The 20,713-nt window shown below is 66.3% G+C and carries 14 protein-coding genes; 3 read left to right on the forward strand and 11 right to left on the reverse strand.

The annotated features are described in order from the left end of the window. Positions 1–111 precede the first annotated feature (111 nt). Positions 112–2,622, forward strand: coding sequence for a PepSY domain-containing protein (locus AC3IR9_RS18615; RefSeq protein ID WP_489292603.1), 2,511 nt, complete (start codon positions 112–114; stop codon positions 2,620–2,622). 54 nt (positions 2,623–2,676) lie between these two features. On the opposite strand, the gene AC3IR9_RS18620 is transcribed toward AC3IR9_RS18615, so the two are convergent. The 9 genes from AC3IR9_RS18620 to AC3IR9_RS18660 form a co-directional block, all read right to left on the reverse strand. Then, a complete protein-coding gene (locus AC3IR9_RS18620) occupies positions 2,677–3,297 on the reverse strand; it encodes a hypothetical protein (protein WP_489292605.1) in 621 nt (206 codons plus the stop codon). Continuing rightward, positions 3,294–3,857, reverse strand: coding sequence for a DUF6817 domain-containing protein (locus tag AC3IR9_RS18625; RefSeq protein WP_489292607.1), 564 nt, complete (start codon positions 3,855–3,857; stop codon positions 3,294–3,296). The genes AC3IR9_RS18620 and AC3IR9_RS18625 overlap by 4 nt, the downstream gene beginning before the upstream one ends. After that, the gene (locus tag AC3IR9_RS18630; protein WP_489292608.1) at positions 3,847–4,470 is read right to left on the reverse strand and encodes a hypothetical protein; all 624 of its coding nucleotides are present in this window, start codon (positions 4,468–4,470) and stop codon (positions 3,847–3,849) included. Before AC3IR9_RS18630 ends, AC3IR9_RS18625 begins: the two co-directional genes overlap by 11 nt. A gap of 68 nt (positions 4,471–4,538) precedes the next feature. Beyond that, on the reverse strand, positions 4,539–6,899 hold the full coding sequence (locus AC3IR9_RS18635) for a peptidase domain-containing ABC transporter (protein ID WP_489292610.1): 2,361 nt from the start codon (positions 6,897–6,899) through the stop codon (positions 4,539–4,541). Positions 6,900–7,197: 298 nt separating this feature from the next. Next, positions 7,198–8,367 carry a radical SAM protein gene (locus AC3IR9_RS18640; protein ID WP_489292611.1) on the reverse strand — a complete coding sequence of 390 codons (1,170 nt, stop codon included), beginning with the start codon at positions 8,365–8,367 and terminating at the stop codon, positions 7,198–7,200. Between the two features lie 84 nt (positions 8,368–8,451). Further along, complete coding sequence (locus AC3IR9_RS18645) at positions 8,452–8,607, reverse strand: hypothetical protein (protein WP_489292613.1); 156 nt, start codon at positions 8,605–8,607, stop codon at positions 8,452–8,454. A 95-nt stretch (positions 8,608–8,702) separates the two neighbouring features. Continuing rightward, positions 8,703–9,845 carry a hypothetical protein gene (locus AC3IR9_RS18650; RefSeq protein ID WP_489292614.1) on the reverse strand — a complete coding sequence of 381 codons (1,143 nt, stop codon included), beginning with the start codon at positions 9,843–9,845 and terminating at the stop codon, positions 8,703–8,705. A gap of 13 nt (positions 9,846–9,858) precedes the next feature. Then, positions 9,859–10,680 carry a prolyl hydroxylase family protein gene (locus AC3IR9_RS18655; RefSeq protein ID WP_489292615.1) on the reverse strand — a complete coding sequence of 274 codons (822 nt, stop codon included), beginning with the start codon at positions 10,678–10,680 and terminating at the stop codon, positions 9,859–9,861. A gap of 30 nt (positions 10,681–10,710) precedes the next feature. Continuing rightward, positions 10,711–13,152, reverse strand: coding sequence for an ABC transporter permease (locus AC3IR9_RS18660; RefSeq protein WP_489292616.1), 2,442 nt, complete (start codon positions 13,150–13,152; stop codon positions 10,711–10,713). Between the two features lie 284 nt (positions 13,153–13,436). Here AC3IR9_RS18660 and AC3IR9_RS18665 point away from each other — a divergent pair, with 284 nt between their 5' ends. Together AC3IR9_RS18665 and AC3IR9_RS18670 are read left to right on the forward strand one after the other, a co-directional pair. Further along, positions 13,437–14,687 carry an efflux RND transporter periplasmic adaptor subunit gene (locus tag AC3IR9_RS18665; protein WP_489292618.1) on the forward strand — a complete coding sequence of 417 codons (1,251 nt, stop codon included), beginning with the start codon at positions 13,437–13,439 and terminating at the stop codon, positions 14,685–14,687. Then, a complete protein-coding gene (locus tag AC3IR9_RS18670) occupies positions 14,684–15,418 on the forward strand; it encodes an ABC transporter ATP-binding protein (RefSeq protein WP_489292619.1) in 735 nt (244 codons plus the stop codon). Before AC3IR9_RS18665 ends, AC3IR9_RS18670 begins: the two co-directional genes overlap by 4 nt. A 21-nt stretch (positions 15,419–15,439) precedes the next feature. Here the strand turns inward: AC3IR9_RS18670 and AC3IR9_RS18675 are convergent, their stop codons facing one another. Together AC3IR9_RS18675 and AC3IR9_RS18680 are read right to left on the reverse strand one after the other, a co-directional pair. Beyond that, entirely contained in the window at positions 15,440–18,073 is a 2,634-nt protein-coding gene (locus AC3IR9_RS18675) for an excinuclease ABC subunit UvrA (RefSeq protein ID WP_489292620.1), read from the reverse strand. Between the two features lie 69 nt (positions 18,074–18,142). After that, positions 18,143–20,677 (reverse strand): methyl-accepting chemotaxis protein, encoded by a 2,535-nt coding sequence (locus AC3IR9_RS18680; protein ID WP_489292622.1) that lies wholly within the window; start codon positions 20,675–20,677, stop codon positions 18,143–18,145. Positions 20,678–20,713: the final 36 nt, after the last annotated feature.

A 20,713-nucleotide genomic window follows, 5' to 3' on the forward strand; every position in this document is an offset into this window, starting at 1 on the left:
CCCAGCGACGGCGCGGTGCTTGACCGCCGGGATGGCGCACCCAACAATAACGAGATCAATTCTCATTGGCTTGGACAGCGTGCTGGTCGGGCCGGACCGCCGGAACCGCGCATGCTCAAGTCCCTCCTGTTCCAGCTGCATTGGCTGCTGGGCATCACCGCCGGCACCGTGTTGGCGGTGATGGGCCTGACCGGTGCCACGCTCGCCTTCGAAGACGAGATCATGCGCGCAGCCAACCCGGCGTTCGCGCAGGTAGCGCAGCAGCACCAGGCCGGTGCGCAGCCATTGGCACTGACCGTGCTGGTCCCGATGCTGCAGCACGGCCAGCCACGGCCGCTGCAACGGCTGCGCGTGGATGCCACCGGGCAACGCCTGTCCGAGGCGCGCTTCGAGGGCGGGCAGCAGTACTGGCGTTACTTCGACCCCTACACCGGCAAGCCCTTCGACACCCTGCGCGGGCTGGACTTCTTCGTGTTCGTGCAGGACCTGCACCGGCACCTGGCCAGCGGCGAACGTGGCAGCGTGGTGACGGGCAGCTGCGCGATGGTGCTGGTGTTCTTCTGCCTGTCCGGGCTGTACCTGCGCTGGCCGCGGCGCTGGTGGCACTGGCGGACCTGGCTGGCGGTGGAGTGGTCGCGCAGCGGGCGCAGCTTCCTGTGGAGCCTGCATTCGGTGGTGGGCACCTGGGTGTTGCTGGTGTACCTGCTGGTCGCGCTCACCGGGCTGTGGTGGTCCTTCGACTGGTACCGCAATGGCATGACCAGCCTGCTCGGTGGCACGCCCAGTGCACAGAACACCGCCAAGGCCGGGCCGGGCGCACTTGACCTGGCCCGGGTGCAGGCCACGCTGTACGCGCTGGACGGCGTGCGCCAGGGCTACATGGACCTGCGCTTGCCGGCCGCACCCGGCAAGCCGTTGACCGGCCGCGTGCAGGGCGGGCAGGCCGCGCACGACCGCGCCCAGGACATTCTGCAGATCGATCCAGCCAGCGGTGCACTGCTCAAGTACGAGCCGTATGCCGCCAAGGGGGCCCCGGGCAAAGTGCTGGTCAGCGTGTTCGCGCTGCATTCGGGCAGCTTCTTCGGCCTGCCCGGACGCATCGTGGTGATGCTGTCCAGCCTGGCAATGCTGCTGTTTTTCATCACCGGCTGGATGTTGTACCTGGACCGCCGCAGGAAGCAGCGCGAGGTGCGCGCCTCGCGCCTGCCGATGCTCGGCGCCGGCGCCGACGCGCCGACACCGTGGCTGGTTGCCTTCGCCAGCCAGAGCGGCATTGCCGAGCAGCTGGCCTGGCGGGCCGCCGCGCAGCTGCAGGCGGCAGGCATGGCCGTGCAGGTACGCCCGCTCGGGCAGGTGGACGCGGCCTGCCTGCAACGGACCGGCAAGGCATTGTTCGTGATCAGCACCTTCGGCGACGGTGAAGCACCCGATGCCGCGCGCGTGTTCGAGCGACGGCAGTTGGCGCAGCCACTGCCGCTGGCAACCCTGGACTACGCGATGCTCGGCCTCGGCGATGCCCACTACGCACGCTTCTGCGGCTTCTCGCGCGCCGTCGATGCGTGGCTGGCCGCGCAGGGTGCCCGCCGTCTGTTCGATACGGTGGAGGTGGACCGCGACGACACCGCTGCGCGGGCGCGCTGGCAGCAGCACGTGGCCGCGATCAGCGGCATCGAGGACCCTGTGCCCTTGCCGGTGCAGGCCGCGCTGCAGTCGTGGCACCTGCTGGACCGCACGCCGCTCAATCCGGGCAGTGCGGCCGGTGCGATCTGGCAGGTGGACCTGCTGCCACCGGCGCACGCCACCTGGCAGGCCGGCGACATCCTGGAGGTGGCGCCACGCCATGCCTCTGCCTGGGTGCAAGTGGTGCTGGCCCGACACGGGCTGGACCCGGCCATGCCGGTCCGCATCGACGGGCATGCCGACACGCTGGGGCACGCCGCTGCGGGCCGTGTGTTACCCGAGGATGCGGCGCCGCCAGCGGTGGCCGACGCAGTGCAGTGGCTGGCCCGACTGCCCGCGCTGCCGCATCGCGAGTATTCCATCGCCTCGGTGACCCACGATGATCGCCTGCAGCTGGTGATCCGCCTGACCGCCCAGACCGATGGCCGCCACGGCCTCGGCTCGGGCTGGCTGTGCGTGCATGCCGCGCCGGGCGCGCCGATCCAGGCACGGGTGCGCCGCAATGCCGGCTTCCACCGTTTTCCGGAACATGCGCCGATGTTGCTGATCGGCAACGGCACCGGCATCGCCGGGCTGCGCAGCCTGCTGCGTGAGGCCGCGCTGCAGGGCGACCGTGGCCACTGGCTGGTGTTCGGTGAACGTACCCGGGCCGCCGATCACCTGTATCGCGAGGAGATCCAGGCGTGGCAGCAGGACGCCCACCTGGCACGCGTCGACCTGGCGTTCTCGCGCGATGTCGACGGCGGCGGCTACGTGCAGCATCGGCTGCTAGCAGCCCCCCAGGCGCTGCAGGCCTGGGTCGCGATGGGCGGCAGCATTTACGTGTGCGGTTCGCTGCACGGCATGGCCGACGGCGTGGATGCGGCGCTGCGCGAGGTGTTGGGCGAGGAACAGGTCGACGCCCTGCTGGCTGACGGCCGCTACCGCCGCGACGTGTACTGAGCGGCGTGGTTCACGGTGGACTGAGCAGCTCCATTGCGCCGTGGGCAGGCCTGGCTATCGGACCGGTTGCATCTGCGCTTCGATCCACGGGCCCAGCCGACCGCGACCATCCATGGCCTGCTCGCGCATCGCGCCCCCTGCCTCCACGAAGTGGAAGAACAGCTGGCACCAGATGCCGGTGGGCAGGGGTTCGCGCCAATGCGGCACCTGCATCCCCCGATAGACCAAGGCATCGCCCACGTCCAGCGGGACCGGCACGTCAACACCGTCGGACTCGACAAAGATCGGCCACACGCCCTCGACATTGCGGAAGCCCACCGTCATCGTCGCACTGACCTCACAGGCACCCCGGTCGACATGTTTGCGTAACCTCGATGCCGTGGTGTAGATCCGGGCGAACGAGTAGGTGGCCAGCAGCTTCACTCCCGTCAACTGCTCCAACCGTGCCTGGACCGTGGGCAGCATCGCCTCGCCAAGCGCATCGGCATAGCGATCGAGCGCCTGCGTCTCCGGCTTGACCGTGTAATAGCCGGGGCAACCGATGAATGAAAGGTAGTAGCGGAAGGCGAGGTCCAGCACCTCCCGTGGCATCAGCGCGGGAAGTACCTCGTACCCCCGTTGCGCGAACGCGGTTTCAGCGGTGTGTATGTCGGTAGCCACTGCAGGTTCCATCATTGCATCCTCTCCTTGATGAACGTAACGATTCCCTCATGCACATCGGCATCGATCAATGCCTCTCGTTGTGGCGTCGGCAATCGCAACAATGCTGCGACGAACCCCTCCACTGCCCCCTGCTCGACCAGGTTGGCGCATTCGATGGCGATCAGTTCGCGTAGCTCGCTGTGGGTCACCGGGTGCGGGCAACCGTCCAGACGGCTGGCCACCCGTCCGGTCTCAAATGCCTTCAGCCACGCAGCAGGTCTATCGCCCACCGCAAACAGATAGACCAATCGTTCGGCCCGCGCCCCGATCGTAGCGACAATGCCCTCGCGTGCCTGCGGCTGCTGGCAGGAGATGGCGAATGCGTTGGTCCCATAGACGCTGTGATACATCCCCGCGGCGACGACATGCTCAGGACACCCCCAGCGCGCAAGCAACGCTGCCGTTCCCGCCAGATGATCGCGCAGACTCCTGCCGCTATGGGCGATATCACCCGCCCCCAGCCGATCCAGCGCACCCAGCAGCACCTCCAGGTCCATCCGCGCTGACGCATTGGCATCCATGTCAACGCTCATCGGCGCGCGCCAGCCGTGTTTTCAGCACCACCGACACCCTCAACTCGGGGCACTCGCGGCTGGCCGAACGCGCTACATGCGGTGTGGCACCGCGAAACACGATGACTCTACCCGGCTCGGGAAGCACGGCCTGGCCGGGGCCACCGCCAGGCGGGAAGAACACGGTTTCACCCGCCCAGTTCGCATCCCACGCGCCATGCGCGTAGTAGATCGTGGTGAACGCATCTTCGTCTTCGCTGTCGGTATGGATGTACCCCTCTACCCCATAGGTGTGTCCATTGGCATAGACGCGCAACGGGACGTGGCCGGCCAGCACCGTCGTGGCCAACAGGCACCACAGGCGATGGATGGGCTGCGCCTGTGCATTGGCGGCCAGGGCCTGTTCGCAGCTGGTCTGCTCGTCTTCCCCACCGCCGGCGAAATGCGCGTGCCAGAACCCATAGCGATCATGGTCCTTGACCGACTTCCATCCGTACGCCCAGATCGGACGGCGGACCAGACGGAGAATATCCCGTCGCAGATCCAGCGGCACCGCCTCTTCGACCACCCTCACCTCGCCGTAAGCGGGCATCGCCTGCAACGCATCGGCGCGATCGAGCTGAACTGTCGACATTGCTACCACTCCTCTTCGTTATGGTCCTGTCCCGGTTGGCCTGGCCGCCCTCCTGGCGGACCCTGCGCTCAAGCTGGTACCGCATCGTGATCTGCCGACCGGGAGGCGTGCAGGCATCCCTGGCGCATCTCCAACACACGATCGGCGATGGCGATGGTCTGCGGCCGGTGCGCAATGATGATCCGGGTGATGCTCAGGGCCTGGATCGCCTCGTTGATCAGCCGTTCGTTCTCCAGGTCCAGGTGGCTGCTGGCTTCATCCAGAATCAGGATGGCCGGCTCGCGATACAGCGCACGCGCAAGGATCAAGCGCTGGCGCTGCCCGCCGGACAATGAAGCGCCGAGGTCGATCACGCGCGTGTCATAGCGCAGCGGCATGGCCATGACCTCTGCATGTATCTGCGCAAGCATCGCGGCCCTGCTCACGCGCTCGCGCGAGAAGCCCGGTTCAAAGAACGAGATGTTCTCGGCGATGGTGCCATTGAACAGCTGGTCATCCTGCAGGACGCAGGCAATCTGGTCGCGCAGCTGCTCGCGGCGTAGCCGCTGCAACGGAATTCCGCCCAGCTGGATGCATCCCTGGTCCGGTTCCAGCAGCCCGACCAGCACTTTGGCCAGGGTCGACTTGCCACTGCCCGATGCGCCGGTGATGGCGATGCATTCGCCGCTGCCCACCGCAAAGCTCACATCCACAAGTACGCCCGGTCCGTCGGCGTTGTAGCGGAACTGCAATCCCTGTACGGAAAAATCGCTGCGGTCCGGGGCCAGCACTTCGTCTCCGCCTGCCGGTTGTGACGGGCCGGACACGATGTCGGACAAGCGCACGCTGTGCAGCCGCAAGGTACGCCATTGAGCCACCAGGTCCAGCATGCGGACCGACCTGAGCGAGAACTGGCCCGCATAGGTTATGTAGGCCACCAGCATGCCCGGGGTGATGCTGCCATGGACGGCCAGCCACGCGCCCAGGCCTACCGCGGCGATCCAGTGAAGTCGAAGGATTGACTGCCCCATCTCATCCACCAACCCACCCCAGCGCTGCATGGAAGCGGTTGCCTGGGCAGCATCGCGGGTCTTGCGGTTGTACCTGGCAAGCTGCTGATCCTCATGGCCATTGGCTTTGATCGAATGGACACCGTGCAGAATCTCCAGCAACTGGCCCTGCTGGGAAGCGCGCGCACGGATGGCCCGCTCGGTATCCTGCAGCAGGCGCGATAGCGTCGCGCTGCGCAGCACGCCATAGGCCAGGCAGAAGCAGAAGGTCAGCAATGCCAGCGTAGGCGAATAGGTGATGATGATGACAAGGCTCAACAGCGCGGTGACGCCGTCAAGCACGCCCTCGACGAACTTGTTGGTCACCACCCGTTGGATCTCGTCGATCGATGCGAAGCGCGCGTGTACGTCGCTGATCGATCGCCGCATGAAGAATATATAGGGCAAGCGCAGCAGCCGGCTGCAGACGGCTGAGTTCCACGCCACCGTCAGTTCTTGGCCCAGTCGCAGCAGCGTCCAGGAGCGCGCGAGTGCCACGGCGGTCTGCAACACGGCCGCCAGCATGAATGCTGCTCCGAGCATCCATAGCAGCCTGCCATCGGCGGCGGGGATGATCGAGTCGGTCGCCACCTGGATGAACAGCGGCGACACCAGCGCCAACAGCTCCAACACGACGGCCATGCCGACCACCGCCGCGATCGCACCGCGACGCTGCTCCAGCCCTTCGCGCAACAGGACCAGCGCACTGCGCTCGGTGCCAGGGACTGCTCGACCGAAATCCAGGCCCGTCGTGGCCTCCACGACAATACCGGTGAAGCGCCGATCGAACTCGCGTACGCCCACCACCATGCGTCCCACGGCAGGATCCACGAGATGAAAACCATCCTTGTCGACCGCTTCGAGTACTACGAAATGCACCACGTCCCAATGCAGGATGCAGGGCATCTTCAGTTGGCCAAGGTGGTCCGGCTCAGCGCGGAAGATCCGCGCGTCCAGACCAAGCGACTGCGCCATGCGCACGATCTGGCTGACGCTTGTACCCCGGGACGATGGCACGAAACGCGAACGCATCCGCTCCAACGACCAGGGCTGCCGGTGGTGCTGCATGAGCATCGCCAGGCACGCATGCGCGCACTCGAGCATTTCCGCCTGCAGCACCACCGGCACCCGGCGGCGGCCGTATCGCCAAGAACGCACCGACCAGGCCCGGCTCATGCTCCGCCGCCTTCGATGCGGCGCCATGCCGGCAGCATCCAGCCAAGCAGCGAGTGCTGTTGGGGAATGGCAATCCGCACCGTCCGCGAAGGAAGGGGTACGTCGGCCGGCCACGCCACGCGTACCCGGGCCGGCCGTGCATCTATCGGCGCGGACCGCTGCATGACCTGCAGCCGGTACTGACGCATGCTGCCACCGGCAGCAGGAACCTCCAGCATTACCCATGCCGGCGTCGCGGCGGGCCCGATGTCGATCCAAACGTCCGGTATGCGGCGCATCGCGCTTGCGGTGACCGTCGCATCGGCAGGAACCGCAGCGGTAGACCAGCGCAACTGCACGTGTTGGATACGTGCCAATAGCAGCATCAGCGTAACCATGGCAAGCGCGCTGGGCACCAGCAGCCACGCACCGGAGGGTAGGCCAGCAGAGGCGACCCGCAGCCAATCGGCCGCTCCGGGGCTGCCAAACACCTGGGGACGCAGCAAGGGCGAAGGCGGTGAATCTGCTGGACTGAGCTGATTGCTCACGCGGCGCCTGCCACCCGCGCCGGGTACGCAGCGTGGGGCAGCGCCTGCGTCCCGGCCGCGAGGCGGGCCTGGACGTGCGTATGGAACCGCATCAGCGCGTCGCAATAGACCGAGCGGTTGTCGAACCCCCGCGTGCGGCTGTAGCGGTGCGCGGGCTCACCGCCGGCACAGGTATCGGAGAAGGTGCAGTCCTGGCAAGCCCTGGGTATGTTGATCAATTCATGAACCAGCTGCTGCAGGTGCGGCTGTCGGACATACGCGCTGAAGTCTGAACTGGTCACATTGAGATCCTGCTGGCTCCAGAACCAATCCGACGCAATCATGAAGTCATCCTGGATCCGGACCCGACCATCGCTGAGCAGGGCAAACCCCATGGTGATGCGATCACGCGATCCACGCAGACCATGCTGCGATGCCAGCAGACCGCGCACGGTACTGGTGAACAACGAAACATCGACGCGCTCGCGGTCGTTGAGCAACCAGTGGTCGAACATGTCACATAGATCCGTGGCCAGTTTGTCCAGCACTGCCGGGTCGACCGGTGTGTCCGCCGTACGATCCACGAACAGCAGCTTGATGTTCCTCAGCCCAAGCACGTCGACCATGTGCCGGTACTGCAGTACACCGTCGAACGCTTCCCCCATCACGGTCAGTGCCGTCAAGCGGACATGACCGGCTTCCTCGAGCGGCAGCAAGGTACCCAGCGTGCGCAGGACCCGGTCATAGGATCCTTTCCCAGAATGATCGATCCGGTACCGATCGTGCAGTTGGCGGTCGCCATCGATGCTGATACCGATGCCCATGCGTTGCTCCACCACCAGCGCCAGCCAGTCCTTGGACAGATGGACGCCATTGGTCTGCAGTGCAAAGCCCACCTCGACCTGGCTTTCAAGCTCACGCCGGGCCAGCGTACAGAACGCCCTGACGCGTGCGGCCTTGGCCAAGGTCGGTTCGCCGCCGTGGAGGCCGAATACCACCCGTTGTACCGGCGCATCCACCAGCGCGGCCTGGATGTATCCCACCAGGTCTTCCAGCAGGCCATCGGACATCAAAGTTGCCCGCTCGAATACCTCCGCATTCTCGTCGGTGTAGTAGTAGCAGTACGAGCAGTTCAGGTTGCAGCGCTCGACCAGTTTGATGATGACGTACAGAGCATTGATGCGCATGATCGGACTCCAGCAACGGATCGTGCGGAACGTGGCGATGACGGCCCAGGGGCCGCCACCGCCGCAGGGTTCGTGCCAGTGGAATCAGCTCACCTGATTCACAGCCGGCTCAACCGGCCCGACCTTTACCCAGCCACCATCACCGCCAAAAATGTCACGAGCTTCCATCTCGTCAAGCTCGCGCAGCACCAGCTCAGAGGCGGCCTTGGCCAGATCGTTCGCATTGGTTTGATTGCTCATCTGCATTCTCCATGTGATGTTGCCAAAACCGGCAACGGGCATCTGCGCTTACGCAGATTTCTGCCGGGCGCGCAGTGCGCCGCCGCGGCGTATCTTCAACAGCGAGGTGCTTCGTGCTGTCCTCGCAGCACCTCCCAGACCCGGGATCCTGCGGCACTGAGTGCGTAACCGTGCTGCAGGACGTGCTCCCCATCCAGGGACAGCATCAATTGGCGTCGGGCAATCCGTGAGCGCAGGTTGGCATCGTCCCCCAGGTGCGCGGCGATAGCCGAGAGCACGCCGATCACATTGTGATGTTCGTGCGCCGACGCCAGTGCCCGGCGGGGAGTGGTGTACCAGCGACGGTGCGGCATGTAGTGAAGTTGCTCGCTGCCCGGTTCACTCAACGCGGCAACCATCGCCAGCTGGAACAGCTTCTGCTGGCAAGCCCCGGCCACGATCAACTCAACGTAATCCAGTGGAGCGCGTCCATCGCGGACAGCCAGCAGGCCTGGGTAATCGCCGCTGCTCAAGCCGCAATCCAGTTCGTCGCGGGTAACCACCACGCCGTCCACGACTGCGTTGATCCAGGCGGCGTAGACCGGCGACGCCGCCGCGATCATCTTGATCGCCTCGACTACGTCGCCGGTACCGGCAAGGAACTCCTGGGCGGTGGTACCGGGCGCATCGAATGGCATCGGCACGGGGGCGGGGAACACACCGGGCGGGGTGCCCACACCGCCATCAACGAGGTAGCGAGGGCCCGTGCCGTTGCCGCTGCGAACCGCGTACGGTGCCCCGCCGGTGGGGAATGACCGCACCGAGTGCAGCACGCCATCGGGTTCCAGCCGCCAGCGGCCCAATGCGGATGCCAGCATCATCTCCGATGCCTCGATATGGACCTCTACCCGCCCTGCAACCGCCATGCATTGGCCATCCAGATAGACATGGCCGGGGGGACCGACGTCCACCGCCATCCGCCCGGGCTCGCCATGGCCCAGCAACCGCAGCTGCAGCGCAGCCAGCCGAGGATGCGCGCGGCTGTTGCGTGCGACCACCCCCAGTTCCGGGCGCCATTGAGGCGCTACGGGTATATCCAGCGCCACGGCGTTGCCAGCAGAAAGCGCGCCATCGTCGTCGACAAGCGCCGCCTGCAGCTGCCGCTTCAACTGCTGCACATAGCCCGCTGCGATCCTGGCAGACGCATCCCCAGCAGGGCCGTCCAAGCATGGTGCGGTGAGCTGGTTGACCAGATCCATCGTCGTCACCTGCTCATCCCTGCGCGGCCGCGCCATCGCGCAGGAAGAAGGTGGCAATCCATTTCTCACCTGCCGCCAGTGGCACACCCGCGTGTAGCGTCAGGCTTTCCGCCGATGCACAGGGATAGGCAAAGTAGAGCGCGTTGCCCTGTTGTGGGCAGATCTCCATCTCGACATCGGGAAAGCTGGTCGCGCCGCCCTGCGACGGCGTGTTGAGGTACATGATGACCGTGGCAACACGCTGTCCCTGCCGACAGGCCACACGTGCCTGTGGGAAGAAATCGTGGTGCGGTGAAAAGTCCGCGCCAACGCCGTATCGAACGACCTGCAGGTCCTCCATCCAGTCGTGCGGCCACTGGGTCAGCTCGGCGACGCGCCGCCGGATGCCGTCAACCACGCTCGAGCACCCAGGCCTGATCCAGGCTTGTTCACTGGTTCGCGCGTAGGCAGTCACGTGGCTGGCCGCGACGCGCCCGTCGCCGATGCTTACCTGGGATCGCTGCAGCAGCGGCGTAGCCAGCGCGATGATGTGGGCGCATTCCTCCGTATCAAGCACATTGGACATCAGGCAGGCTTCGGGTCGATGCCACCGGGCCTGGACCCGGATGGTGCGAGCATCCACCTGCAGGTTCGCGGAATGTCCCTCCCCGCGCAGGCACGGGCGCCGCACCACCGCTGCGGTATGTGGACGTCCATCGCGATGACCCTGCAGGGCGCGATCAATGCTGCCCGGATGCCAGCCCATGCCGACCAGCTCGGCAACGAGCGCCGACGTCGTCATGCCGGCATCGAGCCGCGACTGGATGTATGAACGAACCGGATCAACAACGTCCATTCCTTCCTCCTTGAAGAAGCGACCGACCATCTACTCCGTGCGAAGCGCAAGCATGGGATTGACCTGCGCGGCTCGATACGCCGGGAGTGCATTGGCCATCAACGAAATCAGTGACAGAATCAAACTCACCACCAGAAGCGATACCGGGTCGAATGCCGAGATGCCATGCAACCGGGGCTTCAACAGTGCGCCCAGCAGCAAGGCCACCGGCACCGCGGCGAGCACCGCATATCCCACCATGGATGCGCCCTGCCGCAGCACGCTGCGCAGGATGTCGTTTCGATTGGCACCCAAAGCCTGGCGTACGCCGAACTCGCGCTGACGCATGGCAACCGATTGTGCCAGCTGCGCGTACAGCCCTACCGAGGCCACCAGCAGAGTGACGCCGCTGAGAATTCTGAGCAACGCGTTGAGTCGAAGCTGGTCAATGATCGTCTCTTCAACCCGTTGTTCCATGCTCATCACCTGGGTCAGCACCAGCCCACCCTGCCGCGCCTGCTGTTCGATGGCCTTCTGGATTCTTGCCGGATGGGCGGCACGGACCACGAACTCGGCTGATGAGAGCGGCGTCTCCGGTCGCAGCAATGGGGTTGCATCGGGAAGATAGACGGTGGGGTACTCATCCTGCTGATCAAGGCTGCGCTGGCGTGCCCGCTCAACGACGCCCACCACCACCCTATCCTGCAGATGCCCGCCATCACCGCCGGCAACGCGCAGACTGCGCCCCTGCGGATCCTGCCCCGGGAAATGGCGCTCGGCCAGCGCACTGTCGATCAATGCAACCGCCGCGCCGTCCTGCGCCTCGACAGCGCTGAATGTTCGTCCGCGCAGTACCCGCAGCCCCAGCGCCAGCGGATACTGCGCGTTGGTATGGGCGATATAGGCCTTGGGGAGCGTGGCCTGCGCACTCCCGGCCGATACCGGTCCCGAGAAGGCCTCCAGGGTCACGTTGCGACTCAAGGGTGCCGATGACGTCAGGCCTACCGCGCGGACGCCGGGCATTGCCTCCACCCGTTCGGCCCAGTCGCGCACGCGGGTACGCACGGCATCGGGATCCACGCCTTCGGTCGTGCCGGCCAACTGCAGCGTGCCCACCAACTGCCCGGCGCGATTGAAGCCGATATCCTGGGAGAGCAGTGCATTGGAGCTTCGCAGCAGCAGCGCCGTACAGAACAGCAGTACGAAGGTTGCCGCGATCTGCAGCATCACCAGCATCCGACGCAGGCGATGGACCGACGCACTGGCGGTCTGGCCATTGCCGGTCTGGCGCAGCACCTCGAACACGCTTTGGCCCTTGAATGCCAGGCCCGCTGAAAGGAGGATCAGCAGCACGGCCACCCACATCACCAGGATCGCCAGCAGGGTGGCCAGGTCGGGACCGATCACCTGCGGTGCATCCCTGGGAAGAACGTCGAAGTGCCGCAGCAGGGAGATCCCCGCGGGCATCAACACCACCGCCAGCAGCGTTGCCGCGGTGGCCAACAGGGTCGATTCAATCAGGATCTGCCGGAACCGCCGCTGCCTGGTGGCACCCACCGCTTCAAGCAGCGCCATTTCCTGCCGCCGGCGCATCAGCCGCAGCACGAACAGGTTGTAAACGTTGGCAGCGGTGACGGCGAACACCAGCAATGCCGCCACCAGCATCGAAATGAGCGAGCCGTGGCGGCCATCCAACCACAGGTTGCGCAGCGGCTCGGCGGCTACCTTCAGCCCGATCTGGTCGCCGATGCCGGCCAGGCCGGGGACCCCATACACGAGCCCCATCATCTCCGACGCCGCGGCTTTTTCGCCGTCCTCGCGCGCCAGCCGGGCGACTGCCCTGAGATTGCCGAACGATCCGGCATTGCCAAGCGCGGTTTCTTCTTCACTGAAGGCAAGGGGCAACCACACCCGGTTGCTGCGGCTCGGGAACGCAAAGGCGTCGGGCAGGACGCCGACGACACGGTAGGCCATGCCATCCAGATGCAACTTGTGCGCACTGGTGTTCAAGTTGCCATCGAAGTGCGCATGCCAGAACGCCGAGGACACCAGGGCGACGGGCTCGGCACCGGGCAATGCGTCCTCAGCGGTAAACAATCTTCCTGCAGCCGGGTGGGCACCGAGCAGGCCAAACAACGCAGGCTCAGCCATCGTCGCGTCCAACGTGCCCGTGATGGCACCGGCGCTGTCGGCGATGCTCACTTCCTTGTTCTGATAACCGGCAACCGTGGAGAGCTGGCGGCTCCGGCTGGCGATGGTATCCAGGAAGGGGATGGACCAGCCGAGGTCCATGCCCATCCTGCTGGAGTAGGACGTCAGCTGCACAAGGCTGGACTGCGCGGGGAACGGCAACGGCTTCCACAGCATGCCGTAGGCCACGGTGAACATGCACGCGGTGATGAAGATCACCATGGCCAACAGACTGGCGATCAGCGCGCTGGAGCCCGGACTGCGGACGATCCTGCGCAGCGCGACCGAGAGATCGTCATGCATCTGGAGGTTGTCCGGCGACGGTCGAGGTGAACCGTTGCACCCGCTGGGCAATGACGCGGCGCGCCATCGGGTTCATGTGGATTCCATTCACAACGCATTCCATCCCTGGTTCATGTGAGCGCGATTGCCTGGCGTGCCAGAACGTTCGCTGCGTCACAACTCATGTCGGTAAGAACTGCATGCACCTGCGACCATCCGGTTGCAGGTGCCTTTTCATACTTGACATGCGTTCTTCCAACTGTCAAGACTAAATGCATGTTCACTTGGCTGGTGTAGTCGCGCAGATGGATATTGCACGTCCCGAACTGAAGCAGCGGAAGCGTCAACGCAAGCGAATCGTGGTGATTGGATGTGCCCTCTCGGCGGTTGTCGTCGTAGGCGCGGTCATCGCGCTCAACGCGGCAAGTCCATCGGTGCGTCGTTCCGACGTGGCATTGGATACCGTCCGTCAGGGTGAATTTGTGCGCTCGGTGCGCGGCCCGGGGAAACTGGTCTCCAGCCAGATGCGGTGGGTGGTTGCCAAGACCGATGCCAGCATCGAGCGGCTTCTGGTACGCCCGGGCGCCGAGGTAAGTGCTGATACCGACATCATCGAGATGGCCAATCCCGAGGTCCTGGACAGGCTGCTGGCAGCCAGCGCCGAGCACGCCGCCACCCAGGGTGACCATGCGGCCCTCCAGGCACGGTTGCAGGGCGACCTGCTGCAGTTGAAGTCCGACCTGTCGCGTACCGAGGGCGAACGCGACTCACTGCAGGTCGAGGAAGAGGCCGCACGACGCGCCTTGGACAAGGGTGTGTTGGCCGAGGTGGAGTACAAGAAGATTGCAATCAAGCTGCGCCAGTATGAGCAGGCAGTTGGGATCGCCCGGCAACGGGTGGCACAATCGGCATCCAGCATTCAGTCCCAGCTCGATGCCAGCAAGGCCCGGCTGGATCAGCTTGCAAGCACATTGCAGCTACGCCAGGCCGACGCCGACGGATTACGGGTGAAGGCCGGCATGGCAGGGGTGGTGCAGCAGATCAGCGTCGAGGAAGGTCAGCGCGTCGCTGCTGGCGTGAGCATTGCGCGCATCGCGCGCCCGGGCGAACTGATTGCCGAGCTGCGCATTCCCGAATCCCAGGCGGCCGACCTCTCCGCCGGGCAGCCCGCCGTGCTGGAGGTTGGCCGCATGAAAGTTCCTGGCAAAGTCCGCCGGGTGAATCCCTCGGTGGAAAAGGGCGCGATCCTGGTGGAAGTCGATCTGTCTTCGGCATTGCCCCCCGGTACCCGTGCAGAGCAATCGGTGGACGGCGTGATCACTACCGACCGCATCGCAGATACGCTGTTCGTCACTCGGCCGGTCAACGTTCACCCCGCAAGCACCAGTCCGATTTACCGCCTGAGCGGAGACAGTACAGCGACGCGGGTCGAGGTACGCTTCGGCAAGGACTCGGTCAATGAGGTGCAGATCCTTGACGGGCTCAAGCAAGGGGATCGCATCGTCCTCTCGGACATGAGCGAATTCTCGGAATCCAATGAGGTCTCGATCAATTGAACGCAACGCCCGATCCTGCTGCCGTACTGGATAACCCTCCACTCCTGCAGCTGCACGGGATCTGCCGGGTATTTTTGACCGATGAGGTTCAGACCAACGCACTGTCCAATATCGATTTCCATGTGGACCGCGGTGAATTCGTCAGCATCACCGGGCCGTCCGGGTGTGGAAAATCCACGTTGATGTCCATCCTGGGCACGCTGGATACCCCCACATCGGGACGGTATCTGCTGAACGGCATGGAAGTGGATTCCCTGGATGAGATCGAGCGCGCGCGCGTTCGCAGTCTCCAGATCGGGTTCATCTTCCAGGCCTTCAATCTGATCGGCGACCTGAGCATCGTCGAGAACGTCGAAGTACCGCTCACCTACCGCGAGGACATCCCCAAGGCACAACGGCGCAGCATGGCGATAGCCGCGCTTGAGCGCGTGGGAATGGACCATCGCAGCGCGCATTTCCCGGCACAGCTGTCCGGCGGCCAGCAGCAGCGGGTGGCGGTAGCGCGTGCGTTGGTGGGACGGCCCTCGATCCTGCTGGCCGACGAGCCTACCGGAAACCTCGATTCGCACAATGGAGAGGCGGTCATGCAACTGTTGGAGGAACTGCATGCGGGCGGAGCCACCATCTGCATGGTGACCCATGACCCTCGCTATTCGGCCCGCGCGCAGCGCGAGGTTTACATGCTCGACGGCCAGATAAGCGAGCGTCCGCCGGTGGCGGTGGCCGGGTAGGCGCCGGATGCCGCTCCGGCCTCAGCCCAACCAACGCCGCAGATAGCCCGCAGTAGCGCCGCCAGTGGTGGCGCTGACCTGCACCGGCGTCCCGGCCGCGACAATCTTTCCGCCCTCCTCGCCCGCGCCCGGGCCGACATCGATCACCCAGTCGGCGTCGGCGACCACGCGCAGGTCGTGTTCGACCACCACCACGGTATTGCCGGCATCCACCAACCCGTGCAGCTGCGCCATCAGCTTGTCCACGTCGGCCGGGTGCAGGCCGGTGGTCGGTTCGTCCAGCACATACAGCGATTTACCGTGCTGGCTGCGCTGCAGTTCGGTGGCCAGTTTGATCCGCTGGGCTTCGCCACCGGACAGCTCCGTGGCCGGCTGGCCCAAGCGCAGGTAACCCAGGCCGATCTCGCGCAGCAGGTGCAGCGGGCGCTGCACCGGTAGTTCATCGGCAAAGAACCGCAAGGCTTCTTCAACGGTCATCGCCAGCACCTGGGCGATGGTGCGCCCGTTCCATTCCACCTCCAGGGTCTTGGCGTTGTAGCGCTGGCCATGGCAGGTCGGGCACGGGGCATACACGCTGGGCATGAACAACAGTTCCACGTGCACGAAGCCCTCGCCTTCGCAGGTATCGCAGCGCCCCTGCGCGACGTTGAACGAGAACCGGCCCGCGCCGTAGCGGCGTGACCTGGCCATGGGCGTGGCGGCAAACAGTTTGCGCACGTGGTCGAACAGGCCGGTGTAGGTGGCCAGGTTGGAGCGCGGCGTGCGCCCGATCGGCTTCTGGTCCACATTGACCAGGCGCTTGATCGCACCGGCCCCGGCGTGCAGGCGGCCACGGGTAGGTTCGACGCCGCTCGGGACCGGCAGTTCGTTGTCGGATTCTTCCACGGCCGGTTCGTGGCCGAGATGCGCACCGACCAGTTCCACCAGCGCCTGGCTGACCAGGCTGGACTTGCCCGAGCCGGACACGCCGGTGACGGCCGTGAACGCGCCCAGCGGGAAACGCGCGTCCAGCCCATGCAGGTTGTTGCGGTGGATGCCACGCACGTCCAGCCATGCCGAGGTCGCGCGCGGGGTACGGCGCGCGCCCTTGCCGGTGTCGAACAGGTACGCCGCGGTAGCCGATGCCTTGACCTTGCGCAGCCCCTCCGGCGGCCCGCTGTACAGCACCTGGCCGCCGTGCTGGCCGGCGCCGGGGCCAACATCCACCAGCCAATCGGCACGGCGCAGCATCTCCAGATTGTGTTCCACCACGAACAAGGTGTTGCCGCCCGCCTTGAGCTGGTCCAGCGCGCGGTGCAGCGCCTCGCCATCGGCAGGATGCAGGCCGGCGGTGGGCTCGTCCAGCACATACACCACGCCGAACAGGCTGGAGCGGATCTGCGTGGCCAGGCGCAGCCGCTGCAGCTCCCCCGGCGACAGCGTCGGGGTGGTGCGATCCATCGACAGGTAGCCCAGGCCGAGGTCCTGCAGGGTAGCGATGCGTTCGACCAGGTCGTGCGCGATGCGCTGGGCGGCGATGCGTTTCTCCTCGGACAGGTCCGGGGTACGGCGCACATCGCTACTGCCGACATGCGACGGTCCGCCGCCGGCGGCACGTGCCTGCTGCGCCTTGCGTCCTGCCGCACGGCTGCGCGTGGTCCCGCTGGCCGGTGTGTCGAAGCGCCCCTCGGCAGCCGGCCGCAGCACCTCGGCCATGGCACTGAGCGAGTGCTGCGACAGCGCACCGATGTCCAGCCCGGCGAAGGTCACCGACAGCGCTTCCCGCTTGAGCCGCTTGCCATCGCAGACCGGGCACGCGGTACCGACCATGTAGCGCGCGACGCGTTTCTTCATCATCGCGCTCTGCGTGCTGGCGAAGGTATGCAGCACGTAGCGGCGCGCCCCGCTGAAGGTGCCCATGTAGCTGGGCTCGGTCTTGCGGCGTACTGCAGCGCGGGTTTCGGCCGGGGTGAAGCCGGCATACACCGGCGCCACCGGTTGTTCTTCGGTGAACAGGATCCAGTCGCGCTGCTTTTTGGGCAGGTCGCGCCACGGGATATCCACGTCGTAGCCAAGGGTGACCAGGATGTCGCGCTGGTTCTGCCCGTGCCAGGCCGGCGGCCACGCGGCGATGGCGCGCTCGCGGATGCTCAGCGACGGGTCCGGCACCATCGATTGTTCGGTCACTTCGTAGACATGCCCGAGCCCATGGCAGTTCGGGCAGGCGCCTTGCGGGGTGTTCGGCGAGAAGTCCTCGGCGTACAGCATCGGTTGCCTGGCCGGGTAGGTCCCCGCCCGCGAATACAGCATGCGCAACAGGCTGGACAGCGTGGTCACGCTGCCCACGCTGGAGCGCACGCTGGCGGTGCCGCGCTGCTGCTGCAACGCCACCGCTGGCGGCAGGCCCTCGATGGCATCCACATCGGGCACGCCAACCTGGTCGATCAGGCGCCGCGCATAGGGCGACAGCGACTCCAGGTAGCGCCGCTGCGCTTCGGCATACAGCGTGCCGAACGCCAACGACGACTTGCCGGAGCCGGAGATCCCCGAGAACACCACCAGCGCATCGCGCGGGATGTCCACGTCGACATCCTTGAGGTTGTGTTCGCGGGCGCCACGGACGCGTACGAAGGCATCGGTGGCGGGGGCGGTGCGGGGCTTGCGTGGGCTGCTCATGCACGCAGGATAGTGAGCGCGTGCGCAAGCGGCCAGTGAAGACAAGTGAGCGTGATGGGGTGTCCGGCGCTACACCGCCGCCAACCGCGCGGCACGGCGGGCCGCCGGACGTTCCACCACGAACGCGGCCACCGCATCGGACAACAGCCCCGCCTGGCGTTCCATCGCCTGCGCCGACGCCGATGCCTCCTCCACCAGCGCGGCATTCTGCTGGGTACTGCCGTCCATCTGCAGCAGCGTCTGCCCGACCTGCTCGATGCCCAGGCTCTGCTGCTGCGAGGCCGTCGAAATGCCGGCCATGATCGCGGTGACCTGCTGCACGCTGCCGACGATGCGGGTGATGGTCGCGCCGGCCTGGTCGACCTGGCGGGTGCCCGCCTCGACGGTCCCCACCGAGGCCTCGATCAGCGCCTTGATCTGTCGTGCCGCGTCCGCGCTGCGCTGGGCCAGCAGCCGCACTTCACTGGCCACCACCGCGAAGCTGCGGCCCTGCTCGCCGGCGCGCGCCGCTTCGACCGCCGCGTTCAGGGCCAGGATGTTGGTCTGGAAGGCAATGCCGTCGATGACTGCGGTGATGTCACCGATGCGACGCGAGGACAGCGCGATGTCGCGCATGCTGGCCACCACCTGCGCCACCGATGTCCCGCCCTGCTGGGCGATGCCGGCCGCGTCGATCGCCAACCGGTTGGCCTGCTGCGCCGCATCGGCGTTCTGCCGCACGGTGGCGGTCAGCGCTTCCATCGACGAGGCGGTTTCCTCCAGGTGCGCGGCCTGGCGCTCGGTGCGCCCGGCCAGCTCCAGGTTGCCGGCGACGATCTCGCCGGCCGCGCCGTTGATCGCCAGCGACGCCTGCTGGATGCGCGCGACGATGTCGGTGAGCTGCTGCACGGTGGCATTGGCATCATCACGCATGTGCGCGAAGACGCCCTGGAAATCCCCCTGCATGCGTACGCGCAGGTCGCCTTGCGCCAGCGCCGACAGCAGCGCCTGCAGGGCGGACAGATTGCCCTGGAAAGTGTCCAGCAGGCCGTTGATGCTGACCGCCAGGGTCCGCACGAAGCCCTGCTTGTTCGCCGTCTCGATGCGCCCGTGCAGCTGGCCGTGCGCAGCGGCATCGACCAGCGCGGCCACTTCGGTTTCCACGGTGGTTTCCAGCGCGCGGCTGCGCCATTCCACCGCCGCGCCCAGCAACTGGCCGTCGTCGAGGATCGGGTTGACCACCAGGTGGTAGCGGGTGCCGGCGTGTTCGATTTCCTGCTGCGTGGCCCCTGCCGTCGCCAGCGTCGCGGCGAGCCCGGCAAACGCCGGATGCAGGGCCTGTGCGGGCTGGCCACGCCAGCTGGCCTCGTCGAGCGACAGCTCGGCCAACAGCGCGCGGTTGAGAAAACCGATGCGGCCGTCCGGCTCCAGCACCATCAACCCGGTCTGCGCGCTGTCCAGCGCCTGGCGGGCGCGGGCGTTGTCGCGGGCGGCTGCGCGCTCGGCATCGATACGGTCGCGCAGGCGCTGCTGCATGTGCACCAGGCGCTGCGCCAGCTGGCCGATTTCATCATGCGGATTGTGCACGGCCAGCACCGTGTGCAGCCGATCCTCGGCGATATCCTCGGCAAAGCGCAGGGTATCGGCGATCGGCCGGCGTACCGCGCGCAGCACCAGCACCAGGCTGGCGATCAGCACCAGCGCCACTGCACCCAGGGTCAACCCGAACAGCAGCGTCATCGCCCGGGCCTGGGCCTGCTGGCGGCTACGGGCACGGTCCAGCGCGGTGGCCTGTGCGTGCTGCAACTGCTGCAGGGCCGGGGTGATCTGCGCGGCGGTATCGGCCAGCGATGCCGCCTCCACATCGAGTCCTATCCGCGCGGCGGTATAGGCCAGCAACCCGGCCTGGTAAGTATCCATGGCGGTACGCAGCGCTTGCTGCGCGGCGGCGGGCAGGGGCAGCGCCGACAGCGCCAGGTCGAACGGAAGCTTGGCATCGCTGGCGCGATCGGTATGCACCGAATCGCCGGTGAGCAGCAACAACGCTTCTTCACGGCGCATGGCCTGCCATTGCCCGGCCAGCGGCGCCAGCGCGTCGCCGTCGAGCAGGCCGGCCAAGGCCTCGGCACTGCCCTCCAGCTGGGCGCGCAGGCCGGCATCGCCCCGCCCCATCTCGTCCGCGCGCGCGTTCAGGGTGTCGATACCCTCGGCGAATTCCCGCACGCGCGTGGCCAGCGTATGCAGTGCGGCGGTGGTACCGGCATCGCGCCGGTGGTGCTGCAGCTGCGCCAGCGATTGCTGCAGCTGGTGTTGGGCCTGCCGCAGCGCGTCGCGATCGGCGGCGTCGAAGCCGATGGCATAGCGGGTCTGCAGCAGGCGCGCTTCAGCCACCTGGGTCGCCAGCGCACCGGCAAGGGCGGCATCGTGCTGGTGGATGGCGAACGTATCGGCGGCCCGCTCGCTGTTGTAACGGGTCCACGCATAGACCAGGGCCACCACCAGCAGGCCGCAGCCGCAGACCAGCAGCGCGGCCTTCAACTTGCGTGCGACACTGAGCCGGCGCAGGGCGTGCAGCGGCAGGGTGAACAGATGCAACGGAAACAGGCGGCGGGGGAGGGCCGACATCACGTACTCCAGGCGTAAGGACGCCTCTATATCGGC

It is taken from the genome of Stenotrophomonas sp. GL_101, assembly GCF_057835675.1.